The organism is Neobacillus solisequens (assembly GCF_051233465.1).
GTDB lineage: Bacteria > Bacillota > Bacilli > Bacillales > Cytobacillaceae > Neobacillus.
This window is the reverse complement of sequence record NZ_JBKFGJ010000003.1, coordinates 140,849-166,669: the sequence shown is the minus strand read 5'-3', so window position 1 is coordinate 166,669 and position 25,821 is coordinate 140,849. Positions and strand designations below refer to the sequence as shown.

The window sequence follows — 25,821 nt, the reverse complement described above, 5'->3', positions numbered from 1 at the left end:
GTTGCCAATTTGTTCACAAATTCTATGCACAGAAAATGTTGTCAGAAGATTGAAAATTAATTGATATTATCATAAAAACCCCATATAATAGAAAAAAGCGTCAGAGGTGATAATCATGAATGAAAAGCCGAACACCGAATTAATGAAAATCGGCGCCATGAAACGCAATAAGATGAAAGAAAATTTCGTTCAGGACCTCTACATTGAAATGCTCTTGTCGGAAATCCAACTTACTGTGGAAAAGGAAAAATTACTGAAAAAAATTGACTCGGCCATTGATCATCAAGACCGAATGACATTCTTTCGGTTGACTGGTGAACTAAGAGAAATAAATAAGCGCTTCGGAACGTAATACCATTAAAAAACCCGCCAATTGGCGGGCCTTTAGGCAAAATCAGAGGCGTAGTTGCACTTATGCCTGATAGGAAAATTCATACTTTCCTATCTGACCAAAAACGGACCTGTCGTTACTTTGACAGGTCCATTTTTCGTATCGATTAAATTATTGACAATTCATGTTTGTAGATGTGCGGACAAATACTGAAACGCCAAAGTCTCCAAACATTTCTTGGAATACACGCTGAAAACCGTTGTTTAACAGGCAAGTTCTTGCTGCAGAAAAACGGTCGCCAGGCTGTAGGCAATTTTCACAAGGGTGGGCACTGCCAATAACAGTAGCCGCAACAATAGTACGTGAACCATTTTGATTTCTTCTCCAAAGAATAGTGACGACATCAGGAGCTGTTTGATTTTCGTTTTGCAAAGCAATCCCTCCTTTCGTTCCGATAGTATAGTAAATGAAATTTATGAAAGCTTGTCTAGTAAAAATGCGTATTTTCTTGCCCTTTTACAAATAAAAAGGCTAAAGACCTTATTTTGTCTTTAGCCAGTTTTTTATTTGTTTCGATGCTCAATTTCATATTCTTCAAGTTTTGATATACGGTCTAGCATGGAAGGATGGGTATATCGGAAAATCTTCACAAGTAATGGCGGATTTACTTGAGATAATCCTGAGCGGGTTAACTCCTGAAACGAAGTAATGGCCGCCTCTGGATTTTTAGTAAGCTCAATAGCATATCTGTCAGCACGATTTTCCTCATATCGTGAAATGAAATTGGTAAATGGGCTAGAAGCAAACATCAGCATCGATATGACCATAAAAAATAGTGGCAGAGAGCGAATATCCTTCACATCAGCCATTTTCAATTCTTTTCCCCAACGGCTGCTGACCCAATTCATTAATCGATACGTTATATATAGCCCAAACAGCGATAGCACTAAATAAATGCCGATTCCCCAATAAATATGTTTCTCAACATAGTGGCAAATCTCATGAGCCATGATAAAAAGAATCTGATCATCATTTAGTTTGTTAAGGGTGGTATCCCATAAAACAATCCGGGCATTGGAACCAATTCCATTTACATATGCATTCATTGAATTGGTTTCTTTCGCCATATTTACTTCGAAAACATGTTCCGCCGGAATGTGTGCTTGATGGGCCAACGCTAATATTTTCGTTTCCAATTCCTTATTTTTAAGTGGATAGAAATCGTTATACAATGGGTTAATCACAACGGGTTCAATAAACGTCATAAACAAAGTAAATGGAATTGACAACAACCACCCGTACAGCCACCAGCGTTTGTTACTTTTTTTCATAAGCCAGTAGAGCACTGGAACAATGATGAGCCACGTTCCGTAATTAAGCCAAAAATCAATTAGCTCATCTTTCATCCACGAAGGGAAAGACTGGGTGGAAATATGGTAGGACTTCGAAAAAGTATAACTCATGTAATTTAGTGGAAATGTCGCCAAATAGGCAAATAGGGACAACCAAAACAGATAGATGGGCGTCCTTAAAAGTTTATATTTTACAGATTGATCTGCCCAACGCTTGAACGCTTTGGAAAAACCAAATAATAAAATCAGAAAATATAAAAGCCATTCAAACGGGGTTGAAAGGAAAAACAAGAGATTTCTAATCTTGGAATATTCTTCACTCAGCATCAATTCCCGTCCATTCAAAAATGTAGCAGGATCAGCTTTTGTTCCTTCATATTCAAAGGGAAGCTTTGGATCTGCAAAGTGAAACAAATACCAATAAAAAAACAGTCCATATATGATATAGGCCAAAACCGCAAAGAACCCCATTTTCCGCGCCATACTTTGTCCCCCTTTTTGTACAACCTCTCTGTAATTAGTTTAGTAAAAAAAAGGTTATTTAGAACATAAAAAATAGCCGGAGGACTTAATCCGGCTACAAAAAATAAGAGTATAAAGCTAATACAGCAATAGAACCAAGGACGACCACTATCACATTCGCTCCCAAAAAAGCAGCAATAAATGCAGCAGCTGCCCCTACTACTCCATACCATACATCGCCTTTTTGAATCAATAAAATAGCCGGAAAAATCAACGCCCCCAAGGTTGCATAGGGAACATTTTTTAATACACCTTGTACAAATGCGGGTAATTCCTTTCCTTTAAACAGCATAAATGGCAGCATGCGAGGAATATATGTAACCAACCCCATTCCAATAATCATCCAGATGATTTCATTCCGCATCATGTCCACCCCTTTGTGGTTTTTTCAAAGCTTCAACCACTTCAATGATGATCGCTGATAGAAGTGTAGACGTTACAATCGCCCAGCCTTGCGCCATAAAATGCCCTACCGTCAGAATGGAATTAAACACCGCTCCAAGCGCCGCCAAAAAAACGACCTTAACATTTTTTTTCATCGAAGGTACCAAAAGTCCGATAAACATCGCATACAAAGCAACCCCCATACTTTCCTGCAAAGTTTTAGGAAGACTGGCTCCAATAAGATGACCGACTCCAGAAAAAATCACCCAACTAGAATAGGATACCGTGATAAGACCGACCATGAAACCGGATGTGACCGTTTCTTCCCTTGTGGCTGCAACGGTAAAAGTCTCGTCAGTAATACCAAATGAATAAAGCATTTTATTTAACAAGAGATCTTCCTCGGTTCTCTCGTTTAATGTTGCGCTCATTAAAAAATGCCGGATGTTGACAATAAACGTGGTGAGGATAATTTCAAAAATTCCCGTCCCATAGGTAATTAGACTTAAAGAAATATACTGTGAGGCCCCTGCAAAGACAATTAAGCTCATTAAAACAGTCTCATAGATTGTAAGTCCTGAAGACTTCGCCAAAAGACCAAAAGTAAGTGCAATGGGAAAATAGCCGATTCCAATGGTTATCCCGGCCTGAATCCCTTTTCTAAATTGTGTTGCTTCTTTTCCTATTGCAAAATCTGCCAACCTGATCCCCCCTGGTGCATATCCTCATATAACAATACATTTTAGCAAACATTCTGACAAAGATAAACTAATAAAGCATGGCAGAAATCTCCGCCATGCTTTTGTTTATTTACCTTTAAAGTCTGGTTTTCTTTTTTCAGCAAAGGCATTCAATGCCTCGATTCTATCTTCAGTAGGAAGGGTAACCTCATAGGCTTTTCGTTCAATTTGGAGCCCTGTGGCCAAATCAGTGTTCATTCCATTCTTGATGGCAAATTTGGCTTGTTGAAGGGCAATCGGGCCATTCGCTAGCAACTGTGTACAAAAGGTCATCGATTCTTGCATAAGCTGCTCTCTGTTCACTACCCTCATAACCAATCCATAGCTTTTTGCTTCTTCAGCTTGTAATCTTCTCGCTGTTAATATAAGCTCAAGGGCTTTTGCCTGACCAATTAATCTTGGCAATCTTTGAGTTCCTCCTGCCCCTGGGATAATAGCTAAGCTGGTTTCAGTCAAGCCCATTACCGCATCATTCGCTGCGATTCGAAAATCACAGGCTAAAGCAAGCTCCATCCCGCCACCAAAAGCAAAACCATTTATCGCTGCAATCGTCGGCTGCGGCAACTGGTCTATCGCATTAAAGACCTCATTGATTTTATATAGATTACGTTTTACCGCTGCATCACTAAGGGTTTTTCGCTCTTTTAAATCAGCTCCAACACTGAAAGCCTTATGCCCGCTTCCGCTAAAAATAACCGCTCTAACATCGGGGTGAACCCGAACTTGCTCTACCTTCTCCCCTAGTTCAACAAGTGTTTCATAATTAAATGCATTTAATGATTCCGGACGATTAATCGTTAAAACAGCAATGTATTGACGAATCTCCAAAACGATATTATCCATTTAAAATCACCCCTTCACTATTAAATTCGAAAAAGGCAGACCATAAGCCTGCCGTTTCAAAATAAAATTTTCAATTATTAAACCTGCTGTGTTACTTGCTTTTTGAGTGCACGCCGCAGAATTTTTCCTGTTGTATTCTTTGGCAGTTCTTCTAAAAATTCAATCGTAGTAGGAACTTTATATTTTGCAAGATGTTCTTTGCAATAGGCAAGCAGCTGTTCTGCTGTTACATCAGGATTTTTGCTGACCACATAGGCTGCCACGGCTTCACCCTGATTCGGGTCAGGAATTCCTAGCACAGCGACTTCAACTATGTCAGGATGATTATAAATGACTTCTTCCACCTCTCGTGGATACACATTATAACCTCCAACAATAACTAAGTCCTTCTTTCTGTCAACTATATAAAAATATCCTTGTTCGTCCATCCTGGCCATATCACCTGTATAAAGCCATCCATCTCGAATTGTAGCAGCCGTTTCTTCTGGCATTTTATAATAGCCTTTCATGACATTCGGTCCACGGACAATTAATTCACCGACTTCACCGACAGGAACTTCCTCGCCAAGCTCGTTTACAACTTTGTTTTCGACATTTAGAATCGATGTTCCAATAGAACCAGCCTTCCGTGGACGATCCAACGGATTAAAGCAAGTAACCGGAGATGCTTCGGATAATCCATACCCTTCAGAGATCAAAACATTAAATTTCTGTTCAAAATTCTTTAAAAGTGCAACCGGCAAAGATGCTCCTCCTGAAATACAGAGTCTTAGTGACTGTAAATCTTCCGGATTTGATTCAGGAAATTGATATAGGAAATTATACATAGTTGGAACTCCGGCAAATACGGTTGCTTTGTATTCTTTAGTTATTCTGAAAATTTCTTTTGGGCTGAATTTTGGTTCAATTAAAAGGCTGGCACCACTTAACAATGGTGCATTTAAAGCAACGGTTAAGCAAAATACATGAAACATCGGCAAAACAGTAATGACCTTATCATCACTGTTCATTTTTAAATAATCACCGATATCTTTAGCATTGCTGTAGAGATTTTTATGAGTAAGCATGGCACCTTTTGGTTTTCCTGTTGTGCCTGAGGTATAAAGTATAATTGCGTTGTCATCATCTTGAAGTTCTGGGCCTTTGAAAGTGATGTCTCCAGAGGCTACTGTGTCTGTAAACGATTTCATTTTTGAGTAAACGGAAAGGTTTTCTACACCCGGTTGTTCTAATCCTTTTTGGTCTGTTTCACAGATAATAAAGTGCTCTACTTTTGGCAGATGGGTGTGGACTTTTTCTGCGAGTGGAATCATCATGTCGAGACCCACAACTACTTTTACATCTCCGTTATTCAGGATATATCCAATTTCATCTTGAGTGTAAATTGGATTTACTGGAATAACAGTGGCGCCTAATCGTAATGCTCCGTATAAGCTGATCACAAAATGCGGTGAGTTCCCCAACAACAGCGCAATATGATCCCCTTGTTTGACCCCTAATTTCTCCAGACCGGATGCAAACTTCGTAATAGCAGCATCTAATTCAGCATATGTGCTTGATTTGCCCATAAAGTAATAAGCAATCTTCTCAGCCGAATTTTTGGCAGTCTCATGAAGCTGTGAAGTTAGATTCATGTTTATCTCCCCTTTGGTGAATGAATACTCATTCACATTTTTGTAACAATTTTCTAAATATATTATATTGAAAGAACCTTAAGTATTCAAGTATAATTCTCGATATTTTCAGAAAAGTTACACAGTGCGTTTAGATAAACAAACAGCACCCCAAAAAAAAAGTGTGCTGTTATCTATTTAATATAGTAGGTTAAGAAATTCCTCTTTCGTTATATTTCCAAAATAATGACTAATAGTAACATCTGCGAGAGCTTTTTCGATTTCACCCTTGTCATAGCGAATGTCCTTTAGTTTAGCTTCAATTTCACTTACATCGCCTACACCAAAAAAGTCGCCATATATTTTGCAATTCTCGATGATTCCTTTATTGACTTCTAATCGGACATCAATCGATCCGACAGGGAAACGATGAGAATGCTGCAGGTTACATTTAGGTGATTTTCCATAGTTCCAATCCCAATTTTGGTAGCGTTCTTTGGAAAGCTGATGAATCTTTTCCCAGTCCTCATCAGTAAGAACATACTCGGCAATTTCACTCTGTCCCTCAAAGATTGATTTTAAAATTAAAGAACGAAACTCTTCGATATTGATTCTTTCGGTTAAAAATTCGGATATATTAGCCACCCGGCTTCTTACAGATTTAATCCCTTTTGATTCAATTTTATCCTTTTTTACCTTTAAAGAAGAGGCGACATTTTCCATTTCTGAGTTAAACAGAAGCGTTCCATGACTGAACATTCTACCTTTTGTAGAAAACTGTGCATTACCGGAAATCTTCCTGCCTTCTACTTCGACGTCATTCCTGCCACTTAGTTCGGCATTTACCCCTAATTTTTTCAGAGCTGATATGACCGGTTCTGTGAATTTACGGAAATTATGAAAGCTTTCTCCGTCATCCTTGGTTATAAAGCTAAAATTTAAATTCCCGAGATCGTGATAAACAGCTCCACCTCCGGACAATCTGCGAACAACAATAATCCCATTCTGTTCTACATATTCTGTGTTAATCTCTTCAATGGTGTTTTGATTTTTTCCAATAATGATGGATGGCTGGTTTATGTAAAATAATAGATAGGTTTCATTAATATCAAGATTTTTCAGGGCATATTCTTCGATGGCGAGATTAATTTGCGGATCTGTTATTCCCTTATTGTCGATAAATAACATTGTTACTTCCCCTTTTACAGTGTAATAGTCTTAAATTCTTCAGCTAGCTCTATTATACCAGTAAAATGCTGCGCTGCCTCAGTCGTAAGATCAGTAAGGTTCCCAAAATGCGGCAGATGGGTCAGAATTAATTTCTTTACCCCTGCTCTATTAGCAAATTGACCTGCATCCAAACTATTCATATGACCGGCAGACTTTCCACTTTGGTTGCCATAAAAATTACACTCACATAGTAATACATCAGCTGCTTGGCTAAATTCAATAAATTCTTCTTTAAAAGCACTGTCTGCTGTATAAACAAGCACCTTTCCGTCAGCTTCGATTCTCATCGCGTAACATGGCACTGGGTGATCTGTTTTTAAAAAGGTGATTTGAAACGGGCCAACGCTTAGCTTCTGATTCGGATCATATGCATGACCTTGGGTAATATTTTTATAGGTTAATTTTGCAAATTCTTCTTGATCAAAATGGTGGCCATATACAGGAAGTGTCGGGAATTCTTTCCCTAGAAAACCTTGAATCAATCTGGCATGCTGAAGAACGCCAATGTCAGCAATATGATCCGGATGATAATGGGAAAGAACAAGAGCATCTAACTCCTCTGGCTCCACAATATTTTGCAGCTTGGCCAATACACCGCTTCCGCAATCAATTAGCAGTTTAAAATGATCATGTTCAAGCAAGTAGCCTGAACTAGCAGCGTTCTTTTTGGGATATCCACCCCAAAAACCAATGACTGTCAACTTCATGTCTCATTCCTCCAATTTCATTTTCTACTCCCTAATATACTCCAACTTGTGCTCTATTCATAATTTTGGTATTGAAAAAACCAGCCAAATGAATGAATTGGCTGGTCTTTTGATTATCACTCGCTTATAAGTGTCTTATGTTTAGATTTAAGTTTCATTGAATAGGTAACGATCGTTAATAACGCAAACCCTAAAGTAAAACTTAATAAAATCATGAAGTTTTCCCACATAAAGCTGTAGTCGCCGCTTGAGATTACTGCTTTAAAGCCACTTACTGTATAAGTCATTGGTAAGAAAGCATTAAAGTGCTGTAAGAAATTTGGAATTAATTCAAGCGGGAACGTTCCTGCACTTGTTGTTAGTTGGAATATTAGAATGACAATGGCAACAAAACGCCCGACATCAGCCAATGCAGAAACAAGTAATTGAATTAACGTTACAAATGTCAAACTGGTCAAAATCGAGAATAGCATAAATTTAGGCTCACTTTGAACGTGCAGATCCAATCCCCAAAGAAGGATGGCGTCAGCAACTAATGCTTGAACGATACCAACCGCTGCCATAATCGCAAATTTACTGAAAAACCAGTTAAAACCGCTTGATGGTCTTATAGCTGCTTCACGAATTGGGAAGACAATTGATAATAGAAGTGCACCAACAAATAAACCTAATGATAAGAAATATGGTGCAAATCCTGTTCCGTAGTTTGGCACTTTATTTAATCTATCTTTTTCTAATTTTACCGGTTTCGCCATCATATTATATGTTTTATTATCAGCATGAACCTTTGAGGCCTGTTCCGCACCATCAGAAAGTTTAGTAGCAAGTTCATTTGCCCCGTCAGATAGCTTAGTTGTACCGTCTTTTAATTGGTTGGAACCATCGGCTAATTTCCCAGCCCCATCCGTGATTGCTCCAGAACCAGCTGTTAATTGGTTCATCCCACTTGCCAAGTCAGTCGCACCGTTTTTGAGTTCATTTGAGCCAGTTGCAAGTTTACCTGCACCAGCTGTTAATTGATCTGAACCGCCAGATAATTGAGTCATCCCACTTGCCAAATCGGTTGCACCGTTTTTGAGTTGATTTGAGCCAGTTGCAAGTTTGCCTGCACCAGCTGTTAATTGATCTGCACCGCTAGATAATTGAGTCATCCCATTTGTTAACTGTTGGGCACCAGTGTTTAAAGCAACTGAACCTGTATATAATTGATGAATCCCAGATTGCAAATCTTTTTGTCCAGTATTGACTGCCCCAATTCCGTTAATTAGGCTATCAAAATATGGATTGGTTTGATTTCGAATTTGCTCCTCTAAACCTGTGGTAGCTCCCAATAATTTTTGATTAACTCCAGTTTTAAATTGCTCGAATCCTGAATCCAAACCTGGTTTAAGGTTGGCAGCAATTTGTGCTTGAAGCTGTTCCTGTGTTGGGGCAGCTGCTTGGGCTTGTGCAAATACACCTTGCACAATTGCTGGGTTGGCACCATTCTTTATTAAAGCTTCAGCTAATTGCTGCATACTTGCTGACTGTTGGGCCAATGTCTGTTTAGCAATTTGTTGGGAGAGGCTGGCAGTCAGTTGTGATTCAAAACTGTCAATTCCTTTATTAAGCTCTCCTACACTGCTGGACAATTGAGTTTTCATTCCTTCAGCAATCCCTGCAGGAAGTTGTTCTTTCAATTGTTCAGCACCTTGGTAGACCTTGTCAGTTCCCGAAACTAGTTCAGGAAGCTTGGAATCTACTGTTGCTAGACCATTTTTAACTTGACTTGAACCTTCAGTCAATGTTTGTGAACCTGAAGATGCCGTTTTCACACCTTGGTCGAATTCAATTGATTTTTCCGCAAGGGTTGCAAGCCCATTGAATAATTCATTCGAACCGGAGGATAGTTTACCAGCACCAGCATTAGCCGTTTTCATTCCGGTATTAAATACAATTGATTTTTCCGCAAGGGTTGCAAGCCCATTGTATAATTCATTCGAACCGGAGGATAGTTTTCCGGCACCTGCATCAGCCGTTTTCATTCCGGTATTAAATTCAATCGATTTTTCTGCTAATGTCGAAAGACCATTATTTAACTCTTTTGAGCCATTATCAAGTTCGACAGTACCGTCACTCAATTCTCCTGCACCATCACTTGCCTTTTTGATACCGTCTGCAAGTTCAGACACCTTTTCGAATATCGTTTCAGCATAAGTTTCAGTTACCTTTTCGGAAACAGCCGTTTTGATTCTATCAATGGCAGTCCCGCCAATCTGAGCTGAAAGGAAATTGTAGCTCTCATTTGGTCTATAAATTAGCTCCAATTTTTTTGGATTTTTATCCATGAGAGTTGTTGCGTTTTCTGAAAAATCCTTTGGTATTTCAATTAACATGTAATATTTTTGATTTTTCAGATCCTGATATCCTTGATCTTTATTGACAGTTTTAAAATCAAACTGTTTACTGTCTTTTAATTTTTTTACAAGATCATCACCAAGTTTCAGGTGTTCTCCTTCCATTTCAGCTCCCTTGTCATTATTGACAATTGCAACCGGCAGGTGATCCATCTTGCCGTAAGGGTCCCAGAACGCCCACAAAAACATCCCGGCATATAAAACAGGAATAAACATGACTGCGATAATCGGAATTAAGACTTTCTTATTTTTGAAAATAGTTGAAAGCTCTTCCTTCAACAGGATGTTTTTCATATCGGATGCCTCCTTTATTTTTATTGACCGTTTTATTCATTTGGTCATTATTCTGTAAAGAATTAGGATTATCAAAGATGACAATCCTTAAAGATGCTGAAATTGACCAAATGAACATTTCAGTCATTTATTACTTTTCGAGTATACTCTCTTTTTCATAGATTGGCAATAGCTAAAATGCAAAAAAAAGAGACTGTTTACTAACCAGCAGTCTCTTCGAATAAATCTTATCCTTTTAAATAATCTAATACATCTTTAACCGATGCTTCCCCCTGATCAATACAGTCAGGAATTCCTACACCGCCATAGGATGCACCTGCGAGGAAAACACCTGGCAGTTCTTCTTTCATATACCGCAAAATTTTATTCAGCCTTTGTTTGTGGCCTACTGTATATTGTGGCATAGCATTTTTCCAACGAGAAACAATCGAAAATTCCGGATTCATTGTAATGTCCATCGTTTTCTTCAAATCATCGAGTACGATGCGGATGATCTGATCATCCGAGAGATCCACAATTGTTTCGTCACCGGCCCTACCAACATAACAACGAAGCAGTGCTTTATCCTTCGGAGTGGAATGCTCCCATTTTTTATGGGTCCAGGTACATGCTGTTATCGAATAGTCACTATTTCTTGATACTACAAATCCGGTTCCATCAATATCCTGCTTAATTGCATCTATCGGAAAGGCCATTGATACTGTAGCAACCGAAGTGGATGGAACTGACTTAAAAGGCTCAAAAAAGTTATATTCTGAGAACATGGATTGCGTCACTTTATGTGGAGTGGCTGCAATAATAGAATCAGCCGTAATCATTTCCCCATTATTGAGATATAGTTCGTACTTCCCATTAAATCTGTTTATCTGCTCCACCCTATGCCCTTTTAAGATGATGTTTGGGTCTAGATGAGCCTCAATTGCCTCAGCAAAGGATTGCAAACCAGTTTTAAACGTTAAGAATCCGCCAGTGGTTTTTTCTTTTGTAACAGCTTCCTTTGGCTTTGCCGGAGCGGACTTTTTCATCCCTATGATCAGGCTTCGGTATTTTTGTTCCACCTCATAAAATTGCGGGAATGTCGATTGTAAACTTAATTGATCAATATCACCTGCATAAATCCCGGATAATAATGGTTCAATTAAATTTTCTACAACCTCGTCTCCCAATCTCCTGCGAAAAAATTCTCCTAAAGATTGGTCTTTCCCACTTTCTGATCGAGGTAAAATAAAATCAGCCGCAGCTCTTAACTTACCGGGAAGAGAAAATAGACCAGTAGTGATAAATGGTCCAATTTCTGTTGGGATTCCCATGATCGATCCACCGGGCATTGAATGCAGTTTCTCATTAGCTAAAACATACGATTTTCCCGTGGAATTGGGTACTAATTTGTCATCCATTCCAACCTCTTTTGCCAGTCTGATCATGCTGGTCTTCCTTGCCAAGAAGGAATCAGGACCTCTTTCAATTGTAAAACCGTCCTTAACAACGGTTTGCATTTTCCCTCCCAGACGGTGTGAGGCCTCTATCAATTGAATATCGATTGGAAGGCTGTGCTCACGTATCATTTTTTGAAGGTAAAACGCCGCTGTCATTCCGGCAATACCTCCACCAATTATAACAACCTTCTTGTGTTCTTCCGTCACGGGCTTCACCTTCTTCCTGTTATTTCCCTCTTTACATTATTGACTAATATGTTTCAAAATGACGGTAGCCAATGTGTCAATAAATTCTCTCTGAGCATTTGGCATTTCTGGTCGATAATACTTTGCCCCAATTTCATCTGTTACCGCTTTACATTCGATATCATTATCATATAAAACTTCAAGATGGTCACATACAAATCCTACCGGAGCATAAACAAAGGCTTTATACTTTTTCTCATGATATAAATCCCTTGTTAAATCCTGTACATCGGGACCCAACCAAGGTTCAGGCGTATTGCCTGCACTTTGCCAGCCAATTTCAACATTTTTCACACTAGCCTGTTCAGCAATTAAATCAGCCGTTTCCTTTAGCTGCTGAGGATACGGATCTCCAAATTGGATAATTTTCTCAGGGAGGCTATGTGCAGAAACAATTAGAACGGCATTTTCTTTTTCATCAGCTGGCATACTGTCGAATATACCCCTAACTCTCTCTGCCCAATATTGAATAAATTTAGGTTCTTGATACCAGCTTTCAATTGACGTAATAGTCAATCCCCCCAGCTTGGTAGCTTCTTCTATCGCTCTTCCATTATAGGATTGCACACTGAAAGTTGAGAAATGTGGGGCTAGCACGATACTTACCGCTTCTCTAATTCCATCGGTATGCATTTGTTTCACTGTATCTTCTATAAATGGATGAATATGTTTTAAACCCAAATACATTTTAAAATCAATTTCATCCTGTACGCTATTTAAATGTTGCTCAAGCAGTTCAGCTTGTTCTTGAGTAATTTTGGCCAGAGGTGAGATTCCCCCAATGGCTTCATAGCGATTTCGTAAATCTTCTATCATTTCAGGGCTAGGTTTTCTGCCACGCCGAATATGAGTATAGTATCCCTCTAAATCATCCAATGTATAGGGCGTGCCATAAGCCATTACTAGCAACCCCATTGTCTTCTTTGCCATGTTTTACACCTCAATCGTATGTTTATCCCTTAACTGTGGATAGGGTCACGAAGTGTCAGTTAACTACCATTCTGACTTTCATGACCCTTTTTGCAGCTTATATTATTGTGCCAAAAAATTGGCCCACTTACCAATATTTACGCTTAGCTGAGGTGTTTTTATCCTTTCAACTTTTCAGTAGAATATTCATGGATAAACGCAGTTAATTTTTTCAACATTTCTGGATTTACAGATGGGAATACTCCATGACCTAAATTAAAGATGTAACCAGGCTGGGCCATACCTTGATCTAAAATGGCTTTGGCCTTTTCTTCGATCACTTCCCAAGGAGCAAGAAGAATGGCGGGATCAAGATTTCCTTGAACCGTCTTTTGGATACCCATTTCTCTTGCCTGCTTAATAGGCAGTCTCCAGTCCAAACCCACCACATCCAAAGGAAGATCATTCCATTCCAACGCCAAGTGGCTTGCCCCTACACCAAACATGATTAGCGGAACATTTTCTTCTTTTAAAGAGGTAAAGATCCTGTTCATGATTGGTTTAATGAAAAACCGATAATCTTCTACATTGACCGCTCCAACCCAAGAATCAAATATTTGTATCGCTCTTGCACCGGCATTGATTTGGGCTTTTACATAGGTAATAATCATATCGCCAAGCTTGTCCATTAACGCAAACCATGCTTTTGGTTCCGCATACATAAACGCCTTGGTCTTATTATAATTTTTCGATGGCCCGCCCTCGATCATATAGCTGGCAAGTGTAAACGGAGCACCTGAAAACCCGATTAATGGTACAGATAACTGCTCTTCTGTTAACAGTTTGATGGTATCTAATACATATGGAATATCTTGCTCAGGATGAATTTCTCCTAGTCTTTCAACATCAGCTAAGGAACGTATTGGATTATCAATAACTGGTCCAATTCCACCTTTTATTTCAACATTTACACCTAATGCGGGCAGTGGTGTCATAATATCTTTATATAGAATAGCAGCGTCTACGTTATATTGTTCTACAGGAAGGCGTGTAACATAGGCACAAAGCTCTGGTTGATGAGTGATTTCAAATAAAGAATACTTTTCTTTAATTTCCCGGTATTCAGGCTGCGACCGTCCTGCTTGCCTCATATACCAAACAGGAACATGATCCGTTTTCTCTCCTCTGGCCGCTTTTAAAAATGTTTCATTGATTGGTTTTTTCATCCCATTTCGTCCACCTTTCGAAGACATGTATGTATTCATTCTAATATAATGATGATAATTTTAAAAACTTTCAACCCCTATACACACTGTCTCCAATATACCTATTAATCCTATTTGTGTATAGCCATATGATACTAATTGACAAAAAATAGTTGGTTTTTATCGTTGAAATCTCTGTTTCAATTCCATCACTTGTATGAAGGATCTTAATTGAAATAGACTATTCATAACAAAGAAAGTGAGGAGCTGATAGGATGAATGTTTTTATAACTACTGGAACGTATGATTTTTTAAAGAAAATCGAATCAAAGTATCCGAAAGAACTGATTTTGACCTTGGTCAATTCAACTGGAGCCCTATTATTTCATGAGACTCCAGGAAAAACAGTTTTTCAGGCACCAAGAAAGTATGACATTTTTGCGGCTGAGGGGAACCTAACAAAAGAAGGCTTTGTCGTCATGAATCATCTTCCTGTCACCGATGAGGGCAGGCCCTTAATTGAGTATGAGATAAAAAAAGGTGTAAAAGCTTTTGGAACAACGACTGGTTTAAAAGCAATGAGAGCCCTCCGACCAGGATCCACCAATACGTATATATTTATGACGGTTTGGGTCAATGAAGCATCCTATGACGATAGGAAGGACACCAACCATCCTTTTGTCAATCTCAGTGACCCCAAAATTTTAGCCGGACCCGCCTACATTCATACATATTCCATAACTGAATAACTAATACTGCCTTCGGAATGGAGTTTATATCCATTCCTTTTTTTATTTTTTCTACTCACCACTAGATGTCGTTTTCATATTCTGTATTACATCCATAAGGGCATTTACCCAGCTCCTATAGGAAGAAAGGAGGTAAAAACAAAATGATTGTTGAATTAACTGCTCTCCATTGGATTTACGTTGTTTTCATTGCTCTTATTATTGGATTCATGGTTATGAGAAGGGACACTACGATTATATGTATTGTGGGTATATTCCTCATTGCCATAACTGCTACGGGAAGTTTAGCCCACGCTGTTAGTAGTATTTTTAATAGTTTTGGGTATGCCATTACTGAATTATTGTCTACGATTTTGGTCATTTCGATTATTGTTGCGATGAGTCACACCTTAACTGCTGCCGGGATTAATGATGTGATGATCTCCCCGTTCCGACGATTGATTCGCAACCCGCCCATGGCCTATTGGACAATTGGTATCTTGATGATGGTCATATCCTGGTTCTTCTGGCCATCTCCAGCAGTTGCACTATTGGGCGCTGTCCTGTTGCCAGTAGCTATTCGTGCAGGATTACCAGCTCTTGGGGCCGCCATGGCCATGAACCTTTTTGGACATGGAATTGCCTTATCAGGTGATTATGTCATTCAAGCCGCTCCAAAACTCACCTCAGATGCAGCAGGAATTCCTATTCAGGATGTAATTAATGCCAGTATTCCATTAGTATTTATTATGGGTCTTGTCACCACTGTTACAGCTTATTATTTGCTAAGGCGCGACATGAAGCGTGGGGTTCTTACCACCGCATCTACTGATTTGTCTCCATCTCAAGAGACATCCTCCGACCAACCAGTTCTGCTTTCCCTCGCCCAAAAACGATTTTTTGCCATTTTAGTACCTCTCCTATTCGTAGCCGACGTCATCGCTATGACCAACTTGAACTTAACAGGTGGAGATGCTACTGCCATAATTGGCGGAACTTCTATTCTAATTTTGATTTTAATATCATTATTTAGCTATAAAAACAAAGGTCTTGAAAAATCAACCAGTCTTCTAATTGAAGGATTTCAGTTTGGCTTTAAAGTATTCGGACCTGTTATTCCGATTGCCGCTTTCTTTTATTTAGGAGATTCCGGTTTCACAAAAATTATTGGAGATTACTTACCAAAGGCCTCACAAGGCATTGTCAATGATTTAGGTGCTGCTCTGGCAAGTATAGTTCCATTAAGTAAAACGGTTGGAGCCATCACTCTGACAGCTGTAGGAGCTATTACAGGGCTAGATGGATCTGGATTCTCCGGAATCTCACTTGCTGGTTCTGTGGCAAGTCTATTTGCAGCAGCGATTGGTAAAGGTGCCGCTACCTTAACAGCATTAGGACAGATCGCAGCCATTTGGGTTGGTGGTGGAACTCTAATTCCATGGGCTTTAATCCCGGCAGCAGCAATTTGTAATGTAGATCCCTTTGAGCTGGCCAGACGAAACCTTGTTCCAGTAGTGGTTGGTTTAATTGTAACGACCATTGCCGCGATTTTCCTCATATAACAAAAGAGGCCATTCGAGGCCTCTTTATTATTTTACTAACCATTTAGATTTGATAAATTGATATAACCAGATCCACAGCGACACCCAAATAAATCCAAACGCGTACCCACCTAAAACATCTGATGGATAGTGGACGTGAAGAATAATTCTGCTGGCTCCAATCAACAGTAAGAGAATCCCAGCCAGAAAACCAACGATTATTCTTCCAGAAATAGACTTCATTTCTTCTATTATTAAATAGGCTATTAAGAAATAAATAATCATGCCTACCATCGCATGACCACTTGGGAAGCTGTAACTTTTTACGATGACTAAGTGTTCCAAATCGGGCCTTGGCCGTTCAAAAAGATTTTTTATCCATTTGCTGACTTCATTGCCGATTCCAGTTGCCAATGCCAACAGAGCTGCCCCAAGATAATTTCTTTTTTTCAACAATAACCAAGCTAGCATTAGGAGGGCAATACCACCGATTTCCTTTTTATTACCCATTCTCGTAATTGTTATAAAAAACGGAATGACGGAATCCGGTACATGTGAAAACCATGCTGTTACCATTTTATCTATCCAAAAAGGACTGTGAATCGCGACTTTTAATGTGGTAAATATCATTGCCAAAACAGCAAGGACAATAAAACCAACATTCCATTTATTTTTTACCTTCATTTCCTTTTCCCTTTCTTTTTTTAAAAGTATAAAGAATATTAAGTTAAATATCTATATAATAGTATAAAACAAATTATTTAGGGATGGGGGTACATAAATGTTAAACAATTTATTCGTTAAATTAGAGAATTACTATGAAGAGATGATTTCTATTCGGCGGTATTTACATCAGCATCCTGAATTGTCATTTAAAGAGTATGATACAGCTAAATTTATTCAAGGTTATTATGAGAAGTTGGGGATTGAAGTAAAGGGGAATGTCGGTGGAAATGGGATAATTGCACGGATTAACGGTAATAAACCGGGTAAAACAGTAGCACTCAGGGCTGATTTCGATGCTTTACCGATTCAGGACGAAAAGGATGTGCCTTATAAATCGTTAATTCCTGGAGTGATGCATGCTTGTGGCCATGATGGACATACTGCGACCTTATTGGTTCTGGCCAAGTCGCTTTATGAATTAAAGGACGATCTGGAAGGGAACTATGTCTTTATACACCAGCATGCAGAGGAATACGCACCAGGCGGGGCCAAGCCAATGATCGAGGATGGGTGTTTGGATGGAGTTGATGTTATTTTCGGCACCCATCTTTGGGCAAGCGAACCGGTTGGAACGATTCAATATCGCGTCGGACCTATCATGGCGGCAGCTGATCGCTTTGAGATTGAAGTGCAGGGCAAAGGTGGACACGGAGCACAGCCTCATAAAACAAAGGATGCGATTGTGACTGCCTCCCAAATTGTTTTAAACCTGCAGCAAATTGTCAGCCGTAAGGTAAATCCAGTTGATTCTGCCGTTGTAAGTGTCGGCTCCTTTACTGCTCAAAATGCTTTTAATGTGATTGCCGATAAAGCCAAGTTGATTGGTACAGTTCGGACTTTTAATGGAGAGTTACGAGATTTTATTGAGGCGGAAATGGAGCGAATTATTCATGGGACTTGTTATATCTCCAATTGCAGCTACAAGTTTGACTTTGTTAGAGGCTATCCAGCTGTAGTGAATCATGAGCGGGAGACTGAGTTTCTGATCTCTTGTGCCCAGGAAGTTCCTGAGGTTTCAGTGATAGAGGAAACTGAACCGCAAATGGGTGGGGAAGATTTTGCCTATTATTTGGAGAAGATTCCTGGGACCTTCTTTTATACCGGTGCCCGGCCATCCGGAGAGGACACTGGATACCCTCATCACCACCCTAAGTTTGATATTGATGAAAGAGCGATGCTAATCGCAGCAAAGACATTAGGTACTGCTGCTGTGAAAGTGCATCAATCGGAATAATTGGGGAATTTTGATTTAAAAGTTTGGAGAAACTGGTGAAAGGCAAGTTCGTTTGCTAAGTAACTAGTTTTTTTATTTTTTAGATCATGAAAGACAATTCGATCAGATTCTTTACTTACTTTGGCTTTCATCACCTTAATGAAGAACTTCCTATTCCGCTTTTTTATTTGCTTTGACTTTCATCACCTTGATGAAGGACATTCCACTCCCCTTTTTCACCTGCTTTGTCTTTCATCCCCTCGATGAAAGACATCCCACTCCCCTTTTTCACCTGCTTTGTCTTTCATCCCCTCGATGAAAGACATCCCACTCCCCTTTTTCACCTGCTTTGGCTTTCATCCCCTCGATGAAAGACATCCCACTCCCCTTTTTCACCTGCTTTGGCTTTCACCCCTCGATGAAAGACATCCCACTCCACCTTTTCATCTGCTTTGGCTTTCATCACCTCGATGAAGATCATCCCGCTCCACTTTTTCACCTGCTTTGTCTTTCATCCCCTCGATGAAAGACATCCCACTCCATCTTTTCATCTGCTTTGGCTTTCATCACCTCGATGAAGATCATCCCGCTCCACTTTTTCACCTGCTTTGTCTTTCATCCCCTCGATGAAAGACATCTCACTCCACCTTTTCATCTGCTTTGGCTTTCATCACCTCGATGAAGATCATCCCGCTCCCCTTTTTCACCTGCTTTGTCTTTCATCCCCTCGATGAAAGACATCCCACTCCCCTTTTTCACCTACCTTGGCTTTCATCACCTCGATAAAAGACATCCCACTCCACTTTTTACCTATCTATATCTTTCATCCAAATACAAAGGATCCACATTGCAAAAAAACCCTCTGAACTCTCCTATAGTTCAGGGGGTTTTCCCAATAACCGCAGTCGATAGGCGTTCATCGCGGTCTCACCTAAATGCTTTAGCAGATTGTTATTGGCATAGGCACCAACAAAAGCGCCAATTCCAGGTACGAGCTGCAGCATTTTTGCCAAGTCAATATAATCACGGTACTCTTGTTGAAACTTGCGCCAGTCCATATCGGCAAGGACTTGCTTTCGGCTCTCCCAATTCTCAATTTCCTCTAGTGTATTTCTACGGATTTCATCACTAGAAAATGCAAGCTGAAATATATGAAGAATAAATAATCTTTCCTCGTATTCCTTTGTATCAAAACCATAAATTGCAGCAGCCTCAAACAGAAATTTCATCTTGATGGTCAGCAGTAATGGGAAATCAGCTAATCCAAGTAAAATTCCGCCTGCCCCGGTCCCAGCCCCTTCAATCATGGCTGTTTTTTGAAAAGCAGATATTTTTTTTCGAATCCCTTCATCCCTTTGCTCCAAGGTTAGCCCCTGTCCCTGACTTTTTTCGGTGGTAACGTTCGAACCAAACAAAGTAGCTTTTACCATCCCCTTGATGCTCTCAGTCATTACCTCATGCACTTTTTCAGGAATCCACTCATTGATCTTACCTTGAGCCTTTTTAGAAAGCCGGTTCATCATCCCTGAACGCCGCGTTATCTTATGCTTCCATTCTTGTACTTCATCATACACTTTCAGTTCATACTCATTCATCCCAATCCCCCGCCTTTATCATTCATGTATCGATAAATACGGAGAAACATGCCTAAAGGTTTCGAAAAAATAACCTTTTAAAAATAGGAACTATTTTCTATTTAAACGATTTTTGCTGTATACATACACGAATGCCCAACTGAACAAGAGCCCGCCTATCCACTCGACCAAAGCAAGGACTATTTCACCTTTTACTACAATAAACAAAGCAAAGATGCTCGTCTGGATTGACAAGATCATCATTAATAACGAGTGAAAAGCAGTCATTTTATATTTCATTTCAACAGGGTACAAATCGACCCATAGTTTATTTTGATGGTGGTTCCATAGTGGGATTAACTGGAAGCCGGTTAGATATAAAAATAATATCCCTAATAAAATTGGGCCCCATCCAAACGTAATAAAATAAATAGCTACAGCGCCGATCACGGTTAACCGGATAAATAAGCCCAAGTAGTCAGATGACCGTAAAAACGTGCGTGAATATAAATAAAGATAGGTTTTGTCTTGAGCAAAGCGGATGCCCGTTAAAAGAAAATCGAGCCACTTCCTCCTCTTCACCGTTTCCTTTAATTTTGGAACATCAGTAAACAGGTTGGCCAAGCGGTAAAACGACGCCATTCTTTTTTCTTCCTGATCTATTAACAAATCCCATTTTAACCCCATTTTTCTCGTCCGAACATAAAAAGTTCGCCAATAGATAAGCATGATAATTCCAATGGCTAAAAGGATCAAAAAGTTAGCCTGCTTTAGTAAGAGAAATAAGAAGGTTGTATTTACCAAATAACGAACAACAAGGTCCCATCTATGTACGGCTGCTTGCACAAAATATTGAATCTGCCAGCTGGCTGCCATATTCCACGTTTTTATTACCAAAATGACAATAAAAATTGGCAGAAATAACCTAAAGCCACTACTGCTGATACGGGCATACATTGGCATTAGGACCGCCAATACCATTAAAAGGATATACCCTTGAAAAACCAGGCTGATGATACCTGAGCGCAGAAAATAAACTTTCAATTTTTCTTCGAGCGGAAGGATAAACACCTTGTCCGCTTCCAGTAAAAAATTATATACAGGACTATGAGTCATAAATAAACCGATAATGACCGCCATGATGATTTCCACAGGAAAATCTTGCGATAAATTTTTTACCCATTGTTGATAATAATAGGCTCCACTGCCAATTAAAAAGAGTAGAACAATGACTAAATGGCCGTTAAAGATATACTTTAGATAATTGGATACTTCTTTAAAATTTGCTCCTGCCCGATCCTTCCACCACTTTTTATCATCAAACATATTTTTCTTCCTTCGTCAATTGAATATAGATATCATCCAACGATGCCCCTGGCATAGAAAATTGTTCTCTCAATTCCATCAGTGTCCCTTTTGCCCGAATTTTCCCTTCATGTAAAATGACAAAGCGATCACAATATTTTTCAGCAGTTGCCAAAATATGGGTCGACATCAAAATCCCGGCACCATTTTCTTTCATCTTTTTCATTAAATCCAACAAGGATTGGATTCCCAATGGATCCAGTCCGACAAATGGCTCATCCACAATATAAAGCGATGGCTGTACAAGAAAAGCACACATTATCATAACCTTCTGTTTCATTCCTTTGGAAAAATGAGAAGGAAACCAGTTTAAACGTTTTTCCATCCGAAATTCTGTCAATAAGGAAGCAATCCGTTGTTCGTAAACAGACTTCTCTAATCCGTATGCCATTGCAGTTAACTTTAAATGTTCAGCTAAAGTTAATTCTTCGTACAGTACCGGGGTTTCCGGAACAAAGGTAAACATTTTTCGATACGTTTCTTTACCTTCAATAAAGGATTTTCCATTTATTTTTATGACACCTTGGTGCGGCTCCATTAATCCAATAATATGTTTGATGGTAGTACTTTTCCCGGCTCCATTCAGGCCAATTAGCCCGACCAGTTCACCTGCTTTTACTTCAAAGGAAACATCTTTTAACACGGGATTTCTGGTATAACCGCCAACCAGATTTTCAATCGATAATAAAGACATTCACAACGTCCTTCCGTTAGCTTGTTTATATATATTTTAGCAAAATGTTTCTAAGAAAAAAATTTAATTGTATATTTCTTTTGGAAACGGACATCATAATATTCGAAGGGGATATCCACTTGATGAAGTGATTCATCGAAAACTTGAAATGAGGTGTCTACCAAAGACAGTTTCTTTTCAAAAAGGTCTAGCTTCTAAAACGTTTCAAATAAGGAGATGGTTGTGTTGTACCAAGTGCAAAGTAACCATTTAGAGTTCAATTAACACCAATGTTTTTGGAAAAAAAACTAAAAATGAGGTGTTTGTCGCAGATCACCATTTGTTTTAGAGGTTGTATTTACCGATAAAAACAAACAGGGGATGGTCAGCTTGAACAAAGATGTTTCTTTATCATAACACTCTAATGAAAAAATGAGGTGTTTATCAAAGAACACTCCTGAAAAACGTCCATTTTTGAAGCAGTTCCCCTTCGAGAAGGCGGGATTCCAAGCGAATCCTGCCTTTTTCTTTTTTCCCTTAAAGTTCTATGGTAAAATAATACAAACTATTTTAAGAAAGGTTGTGTAGTAAATGAGCGATTGTATTTTTTGTAAAATTGTTAATGGAGAAATTCCTTCGGCTAAAGTATTTGAAAATGATCATGTTCTTGCCTTTTTAGATATCAGCCAAGTGACCAAAGGACATACATTGGTTATTCCAAAAGTACATAAAGAAAATCTATTTGAGCTAACTCCTGAGATCGCCCGTAATATATTCGAAGTGGTTCCGGAAATTGCCAATGCCATCAAAACAGAATTCGAACCGATCGGCTTAAATTCTGTTAATAATAACGGTGCCGAAGCAGGTCAATCTGTATTTCACTTTCACTTGCATTTAATTCCAAGGTATGGAAAAGGTGATGGGTTTGGTGCTGTTTGGAAAAACAATCAAAGTGATTACACACCACAGAAATTAAAAGAAATGGCTGAAAGTATTTCCAAACATCTTTAAATAATTTTATAATTATCTGAAAATTATTTCTTTATTAAATTTACATTCTTATGGTATAATGTTCATAAGTTCTTCGCTGTAGGCAATTAGAGCACTGCAGGAGGAAAATTTTAGATTAGATTAGTTGAGGAGAGAAGAGAAATGAATACGAAAAATCTTGTTGTCTTATCACTTTTAGCAGGAATTGGGGTAGTTTTACACACAGTCATGCCGGCATTTTTAACAATTAAACCTGATATGATGCTTGCCATGATGTTCCTTGGGATTATATTAATTCCGGAAATAAAAAGTGTATTGCTTTTGTCCATTGTAACCGGGGTTCTATCTGCATTAACAACCGGGTTTCCTGGCGGCCAAATTCCAAACATTATTGATAAGCCAATCACAGCATTAGTTTTCTTTGGATTATTTTTAGCTTTGAAGAAATTTCAAAAGAGCATTATTAGTGTCGCTGTATTAACGGCAATCGGAACGGCTGTTTCCGGCTCGGTCTTTTTGACAGCTGCATACTTTATCGTAGGTCTACCAGCTTCTTTCACCGCACTTTTTGCTGCTGGGGTTTTACCTGCTGTTGCCCTTAACACGATCACTATGGTTATTTTGTACCCAGTGGCTCAATCCATTGTAAAAAGAACTAAATTAACATCAACTTCCGCTATTCAAAAATAACCGGCGGGATCCTGATTAAGAAAAGAACCCCCTTAGGGTTCTTTTCTTAGATTAGGCAGTTTATGAAAAATAGACTAGCATAAAAGCTATTAGTAAGCAGATTCCACCTGAACCTGCCAATTTTAATGCACGTTTCTTAATCACTTGTTTGGGCGGATAAACACCTGGTCTTGTTAAATCTAATAATAATTTACCTGTACCAAATAGAAGAACCGCACTTAATATAAACAAAATTACAGTTATGCTCTTCATTTTGTTCCCCCTGCAGGATATAAGATTCAAATAATGCTGTAACTATTTATATGAAGGATCGTCCATTCCTATGAAGATGTTTCATATATATTATTTAAAAAAATTATTTTATAAACAAGCTGTCGTTATGTGTAGGAGGTAGATAAAATAAAGAAAGATAACTTTTACTAGGTTCATTTTTAAATAAAATAATAATTTCTAAAATTTTGTGAATTTTTTCTTTATTATTTTTTATTTTATTGGCATAATGATAGTAGAGTAATATAAAAGTAGGTGAAAATGGGGATGTCAGAGAAACAATATTCAATGAAGGAAGCGATGCTTTTTAGCCAAAGAATTGCCCAATTAAGTAAAGCCCTATGGAAATCAATCGAAAAAGATTGGCAGCAATGGATTAAACCGTTTGATTTAAATATTAACGAACACCACATTTTATGGATTGCTTACCACCTTAATGGCGCTTCCATCTCAGATGTTGCCAAATTCGGTGTGATGCATGTCTCAACAGCTTTTAATTTTTCAAAAAAATTAGAAGAAAGAGGTTTGTTGAAATTTTCCAAAAAGGAAAACGATAAGCGTAATACCTACGTCCAGCTTACACCAGAGGGCGAAGAGATTTTACTTCAACTAATGGAGACCTACCATCCAAATAGTAATGCTGTCTTTGCTGGTGCCTTACCGCTACGTGACTTATATGGCAAGTTTCCTGATATTATTGAAATGATGGCGATTGTCCGTAACATTTATGGTGATGATTTTATGGAGATCTTTGAACGTTGTTTTAATAATATTGAAAGTAAATTTGTTGAGGAAAACGGTAAACTCAAAAAATCTGAAAAAACCGAAGAGGAGCTTGCTTAAGCTCCTTTATGTGTATTTTGCAAGTTCCTTAAACAGCGGTTCACAAATTTTTTGCGTTAAACAAGCCTGGATCACACTTCTGATTTCTAATTTCTCGGGTAATCCGGCAGCTAACTCTAGATAAAGCGGATGAAAATACACATATCCTTCCGTTCTTTGTTCTTCTAATTTTTTGCTCAATTCGTCACACAGAGTTAGGAACCTCTTTAATTCATGTTCTGATATTCTATTTTCAACTAACAGTCGGTAAAATTCGAGACGTGGATCATCTATAAGCTTCAATAAGAGCCGTTGATGAAATTCAAGCATCTCAATTTTATCAATTAGAATATCATATTCATTCATACATTACCCTCTTTTCCGCCCATAAATAATCTCTTGTTTATTATTCACTTTTTTATGGATGGGGTAAACAAAAAACTCTTGAGAACAGCAATTTATTCAAGGGTTATTTTTTCTTCGTTTTTTTATATCTATCTTTTTTTGAATATATTTGGTATTGTAAAAAGGGAAATTGAACAAAAGGGAGGGAATCAAAGATGATCTCCATTTTTATCGTCTTGGCCATTTTTATTTTATTTTATGTAAATAAATTAACCAGTACACTTTGCATTCAAAAAGAAATTCCGGAGGATCGCCAACACAAAGTGTTTCGTACCATTAATGTACTGATTACGATTCTTTTGATTTCATCGTATTTAGAAATTTTGTATACATAACGAAGAACTTGGAATCTCAACTAACAAAAAAATACAAGCGATGAGCATATTCTCATCGCTTTTTACTTTTTTACCAAACCCAAGCAGCACCCACGATAATCAATAAAATGAAAAGAACTACGATTAACGCAAAGCCTGCACCGTATCCACCTGCTGCAGTCATTTTTTTACCTCCTTTTTCACTTTCTAAAATATACTATTCACCCGCTTTTCATTTGACTAGGCACTTGTATCAATTTTCGATAAGTTCTGAAGAAGTTTATAAATTTAGTTAGGGTTAT

27 protein-coding genes are annotated in these 25,821 nt (G+C 38.5%); 8 read left to right on the top strand and 19 right to left on the bottom strand.

The window, feature by feature from the left end:
- Positions 1-115: 115 nt before the first annotated feature.
- Complete coding sequence (locus ACI3K6_RS05000) at positions 116-352, top strand: IDEAL domain-containing protein (protein WP_435553982.1); 237 nt, start codon at positions 116-118, stop codon at positions 350-352.
- A gap of 150 nt (positions 353-502) precedes the next feature.
- On the opposite strand, the gene ACI3K6_RS04995 is transcribed toward ACI3K6_RS05000, so the two are convergent.
- The 12 genes from ACI3K6_RS04995 to hemE form a co-directional block, all read right to left on the bottom strand.
- Positions 503-763, bottom strand: a complete 261-nt coding sequence (locus tag ACI3K6_RS04995; RefSeq protein ID WP_435553981.1) for a hypothetical protein — start codon at positions 761-763, stop codon at positions 503-505.
- A 131-nt stretch (positions 764-894) separates the two neighbouring features.
- Positions 895-2,166 (bottom strand): M48 family metallopeptidase, encoded by a 1,272-nt coding sequence (locus ACI3K6_RS04990; RefSeq protein ID WP_435553980.1) that lies wholly within the window; start codon positions 2,164-2,166, stop codon positions 895-897.
- A 94-nt stretch (positions 2,167-2,260) separates the two neighbouring features.
- Positions 2,261-2,569 (bottom strand): AzlD domain-containing protein, encoded by a 309-nt coding sequence (locus ACI3K6_RS04985; protein ID WP_435553979.1) that lies wholly within the window; start codon positions 2,567-2,569, stop codon positions 2,261-2,263.
- On the bottom strand, positions 2,559-3,290 hold the full coding sequence (locus ACI3K6_RS04980; protein WP_435553978.1) for an AzlC family ABC transporter permease: 732 nt from the start codon (positions 3,288-3,290) through the stop codon (positions 2,559-2,561). The genes ACI3K6_RS04985 and ACI3K6_RS04980 overlap by 11 nt, the downstream gene beginning before the upstream one ends.
- 105 nt (positions 3,291-3,395) lie before the next feature.
- Positions 3,396-4,172, bottom strand: a complete 777-nt coding sequence (locus tag ACI3K6_RS04975; protein WP_435553977.1) for an enoyl-CoA hydratase-related protein — start codon at positions 4,170-4,172, stop codon at positions 3,396-3,398.
- 77 nt (positions 4,173-4,249) lie between these two features.
- Positions 4,250-5,806, bottom strand: coding sequence for a fatty acid--CoA ligase family protein (locus ACI3K6_RS04970; RefSeq protein WP_435553976.1), 1,557 nt, complete (start codon positions 5,804-5,806; stop codon positions 4,250-4,252).
- A 177-nt stretch (positions 5,807-5,983) separates the two neighbouring features.
- On the bottom strand, positions 5,984-6,973 hold the full coding sequence (locus tag ACI3K6_RS04965) for a lipoate--protein ligase (RefSeq protein ID WP_435553975.1): 990 nt from the start codon (positions 6,971-6,973) through the stop codon (positions 5,984-5,986).
- Between the two features lie 14 nt (positions 6,974-6,987).
- Positions 6,988-7,722 (bottom strand): MBL fold metallo-hydrolase, encoded by a 735-nt coding sequence (locus ACI3K6_RS04960; protein WP_435553974.1) that lies wholly within the window; start codon positions 7,720-7,722, stop codon positions 6,988-6,990.
- 116 nt (positions 7,723-7,838) lie between these two features.
- Positions 7,839-10,412: a YhgE/Pip family protein gene (locus ACI3K6_RS04955; RefSeq protein WP_435553973.1), complete on the bottom strand. Its 2,574-nt coding sequence runs from the start codon at positions 10,410-10,412 to the stop codon at positions 7,839-7,841.
- Positions 10,413-10,639: 227 nt separating this feature from the next.
- Complete coding sequence (gene hemY / locus ACI3K6_RS04950; protein WP_435553972.1) at positions 10,640-12,055, bottom strand: protoporphyrinogen oxidase; 1,416 nt, start codon at positions 12,053-12,055, stop codon at positions 10,640-10,642.
- A gap of 36 nt (positions 12,056-12,091) precedes the next feature.
- Positions 12,092-13,024: a ferrochelatase gene (hemH, locus tag ACI3K6_RS04945; protein ID WP_435553971.1), complete on the bottom strand. Its 933-nt coding sequence runs from the start codon at positions 13,022-13,024 to the stop codon at positions 12,092-12,094.
- 158 nt (positions 13,025-13,182) lie between these two features.
- The gene (gene hemE / locus ACI3K6_RS04940) at positions 13,183-14,229 is read right to left on the bottom strand and encodes a uroporphyrinogen decarboxylase (protein ID WP_435553970.1); all 1,047 of its coding nucleotides are present in this window, start codon (positions 14,227-14,229) and stop codon (positions 13,183-13,185) included.
- Positions 14,230-14,483: 254 nt separating this feature from the next.
- On the opposite strand from hemE, the gene ACI3K6_RS04935 reads away from it, so the two are divergent.
- A complete protein-coding gene (locus ACI3K6_RS04935) occupies positions 14,484-14,957 on the top strand; it encodes an antibiotic biosynthesis monooxygenase family protein (protein ID WP_435553969.1) in 474 nt (157 codons plus the stop codon).
- 143 nt (positions 14,958-15,100) lie between these two features.
- Positions 15,101-16,498 carry a hypothetical protein gene (locus ACI3K6_RS04930; protein ID WP_435553968.1) on the top strand — a complete coding sequence of 466 codons (1,398 nt, stop codon included), beginning with the start codon at positions 15,101-15,103 and terminating at the stop codon, positions 16,496-16,498.
- A 27-nt stretch (positions 16,499-16,525) separates the two neighbouring features.
- Here the strand turns inward: ACI3K6_RS04930 and ACI3K6_RS04925 are convergent, their stop codons facing one another.
- Entirely contained in the window at positions 16,526-17,161 is a 636-nt protein-coding gene (locus tag ACI3K6_RS04925) for a phosphatase PAP2 family protein (RefSeq protein ID WP_435553967.1), read from the bottom strand.
- Between the two features lie 97 nt (positions 17,162-17,258).
- Between ACI3K6_RS04925 and ACI3K6_RS04920 the strand changes: the two genes are divergently transcribed.
- Positions 17,259-18,437 carry a M20 family metallopeptidase gene (locus ACI3K6_RS04920; protein WP_435553966.1) on the top strand — a complete coding sequence of 393 codons (1,179 nt, stop codon included), beginning with the start codon at positions 17,259-17,261 and terminating at the stop codon, positions 18,435-18,437.
- Positions 18,438-19,288: 851 nt separating this feature from the next.
- Here ACI3K6_RS04920 and ACI3K6_RS04915 read toward each other — a convergent pair.
- The 3 genes from ACI3K6_RS04915 to ACI3K6_RS04905 all read right to left on the bottom strand — a co-directional run bounded on the left by ACI3K6_RS04915 (position 19,289) and on the right by ACI3K6_RS04905 (position 22,049).
- A complete protein-coding gene (locus ACI3K6_RS04915; RefSeq protein WP_435553965.1) occupies positions 19,289-20,011 on the bottom strand; it encodes an EcsC family protein in 723 nt (240 codons plus the stop codon).
- 90 nt (positions 20,012-20,101) lie between these two features.
- Positions 20,102-21,316 carry an ABC transporter permease gene (locus ACI3K6_RS04910; protein WP_435553964.1) on the bottom strand — a complete coding sequence of 405 codons (1,215 nt, stop codon included), beginning with the start codon at positions 21,314-21,316 and terminating at the stop codon, positions 20,102-20,104.
- The gene (locus ACI3K6_RS04905) at positions 21,309-22,049 is read right to left on the bottom strand and encodes an ABC transporter ATP-binding protein (RefSeq protein WP_335481918.1); all 741 of its coding nucleotides are present in this window, start codon (positions 22,047-22,049) and stop codon (positions 21,309-21,311) included. The genes ACI3K6_RS04910 and ACI3K6_RS04905 overlap by 8 nt, the downstream gene beginning before the upstream one ends.
- A 570-nt stretch (positions 22,050-22,619) precedes the next feature.
- Between ACI3K6_RS04905 and ACI3K6_RS04900 the strand changes: the two genes are divergently transcribed.
- Positions 22,620-23,039 carry an HIT family protein gene (locus ACI3K6_RS04900; RefSeq protein WP_435553963.1) on the top strand — a complete coding sequence of 140 codons (420 nt, stop codon included), beginning with the start codon at positions 22,620-22,622 and terminating at the stop codon, positions 23,037-23,039.
- 141 nt (positions 23,040-23,180) lie between these two features.
- Positions 23,181-23,708: a tryptophan transporter gene (locus ACI3K6_RS04895; protein WP_335481925.1), complete on the top strand. Its 528-nt coding sequence runs from the start codon at positions 23,181-23,183 to the stop codon at positions 23,706-23,708.
- Positions 23,709-23,768: 60 nt separating this feature from the next.
- Here the strand turns inward: ACI3K6_RS04895 and ACI3K6_RS04890 are convergent, their stop codons facing one another.
- A complete protein-coding gene (locus ACI3K6_RS04890) occupies positions 23,769-23,960 on the bottom strand; it encodes a membrane protein YhzF (protein WP_335481928.1) in 192 nt (63 codons plus the stop codon).
- Positions 23,961-24,245: 285 nt separating this feature from the next.
- Between ACI3K6_RS04890 and ACI3K6_RS04885 the strand changes: the two genes are divergently transcribed.
- The gene (locus ACI3K6_RS04885) at positions 24,246-24,821 is read left to right on the top strand and encodes an HTH-type transcriptional regulator Hpr (protein WP_335481931.1); all 576 of its coding nucleotides are present in this window, start codon (positions 24,246-24,248) and stop codon (positions 24,819-24,821) included.
- 6 nt (positions 24,822-24,827) lie between these two features.
- Here ACI3K6_RS04885 and ACI3K6_RS04880 read toward each other — a convergent pair whose 3' ends face one another.
- On the bottom strand, positions 24,828-25,166 hold the full coding sequence (locus ACI3K6_RS04880; RefSeq protein ID WP_435553962.1) for a DUF1878 family protein: 339 nt from the start codon (positions 25,164-25,166) through the stop codon (positions 24,828-24,830).
- 194 nt (positions 25,167-25,360) lie between these two features.
- Here ACI3K6_RS04880 and ACI3K6_RS04875 point away from each other — a divergent pair, with 194 nt between their 5' ends.
- Complete coding sequence (locus ACI3K6_RS04875) at positions 25,361-25,540, top strand: hypothetical protein (protein ID WP_335481938.1); 180 nt, start codon at positions 25,361-25,363, stop codon at positions 25,538-25,540.
- Between the two features lie 70 nt (positions 25,541-25,610).
- Here ACI3K6_RS04875 and ACI3K6_RS04870 read toward each other — a convergent pair whose 3' ends face one another.
- Complete coding sequence (locus ACI3K6_RS04870) at positions 25,611-25,703, bottom strand: YjcZ family sporulation protein (protein WP_335481941.1); 93 nt, start codon at positions 25,701-25,703, stop codon at positions 25,611-25,613.
- Positions 25,704-25,821: the final 118 nt, after the last annotated feature.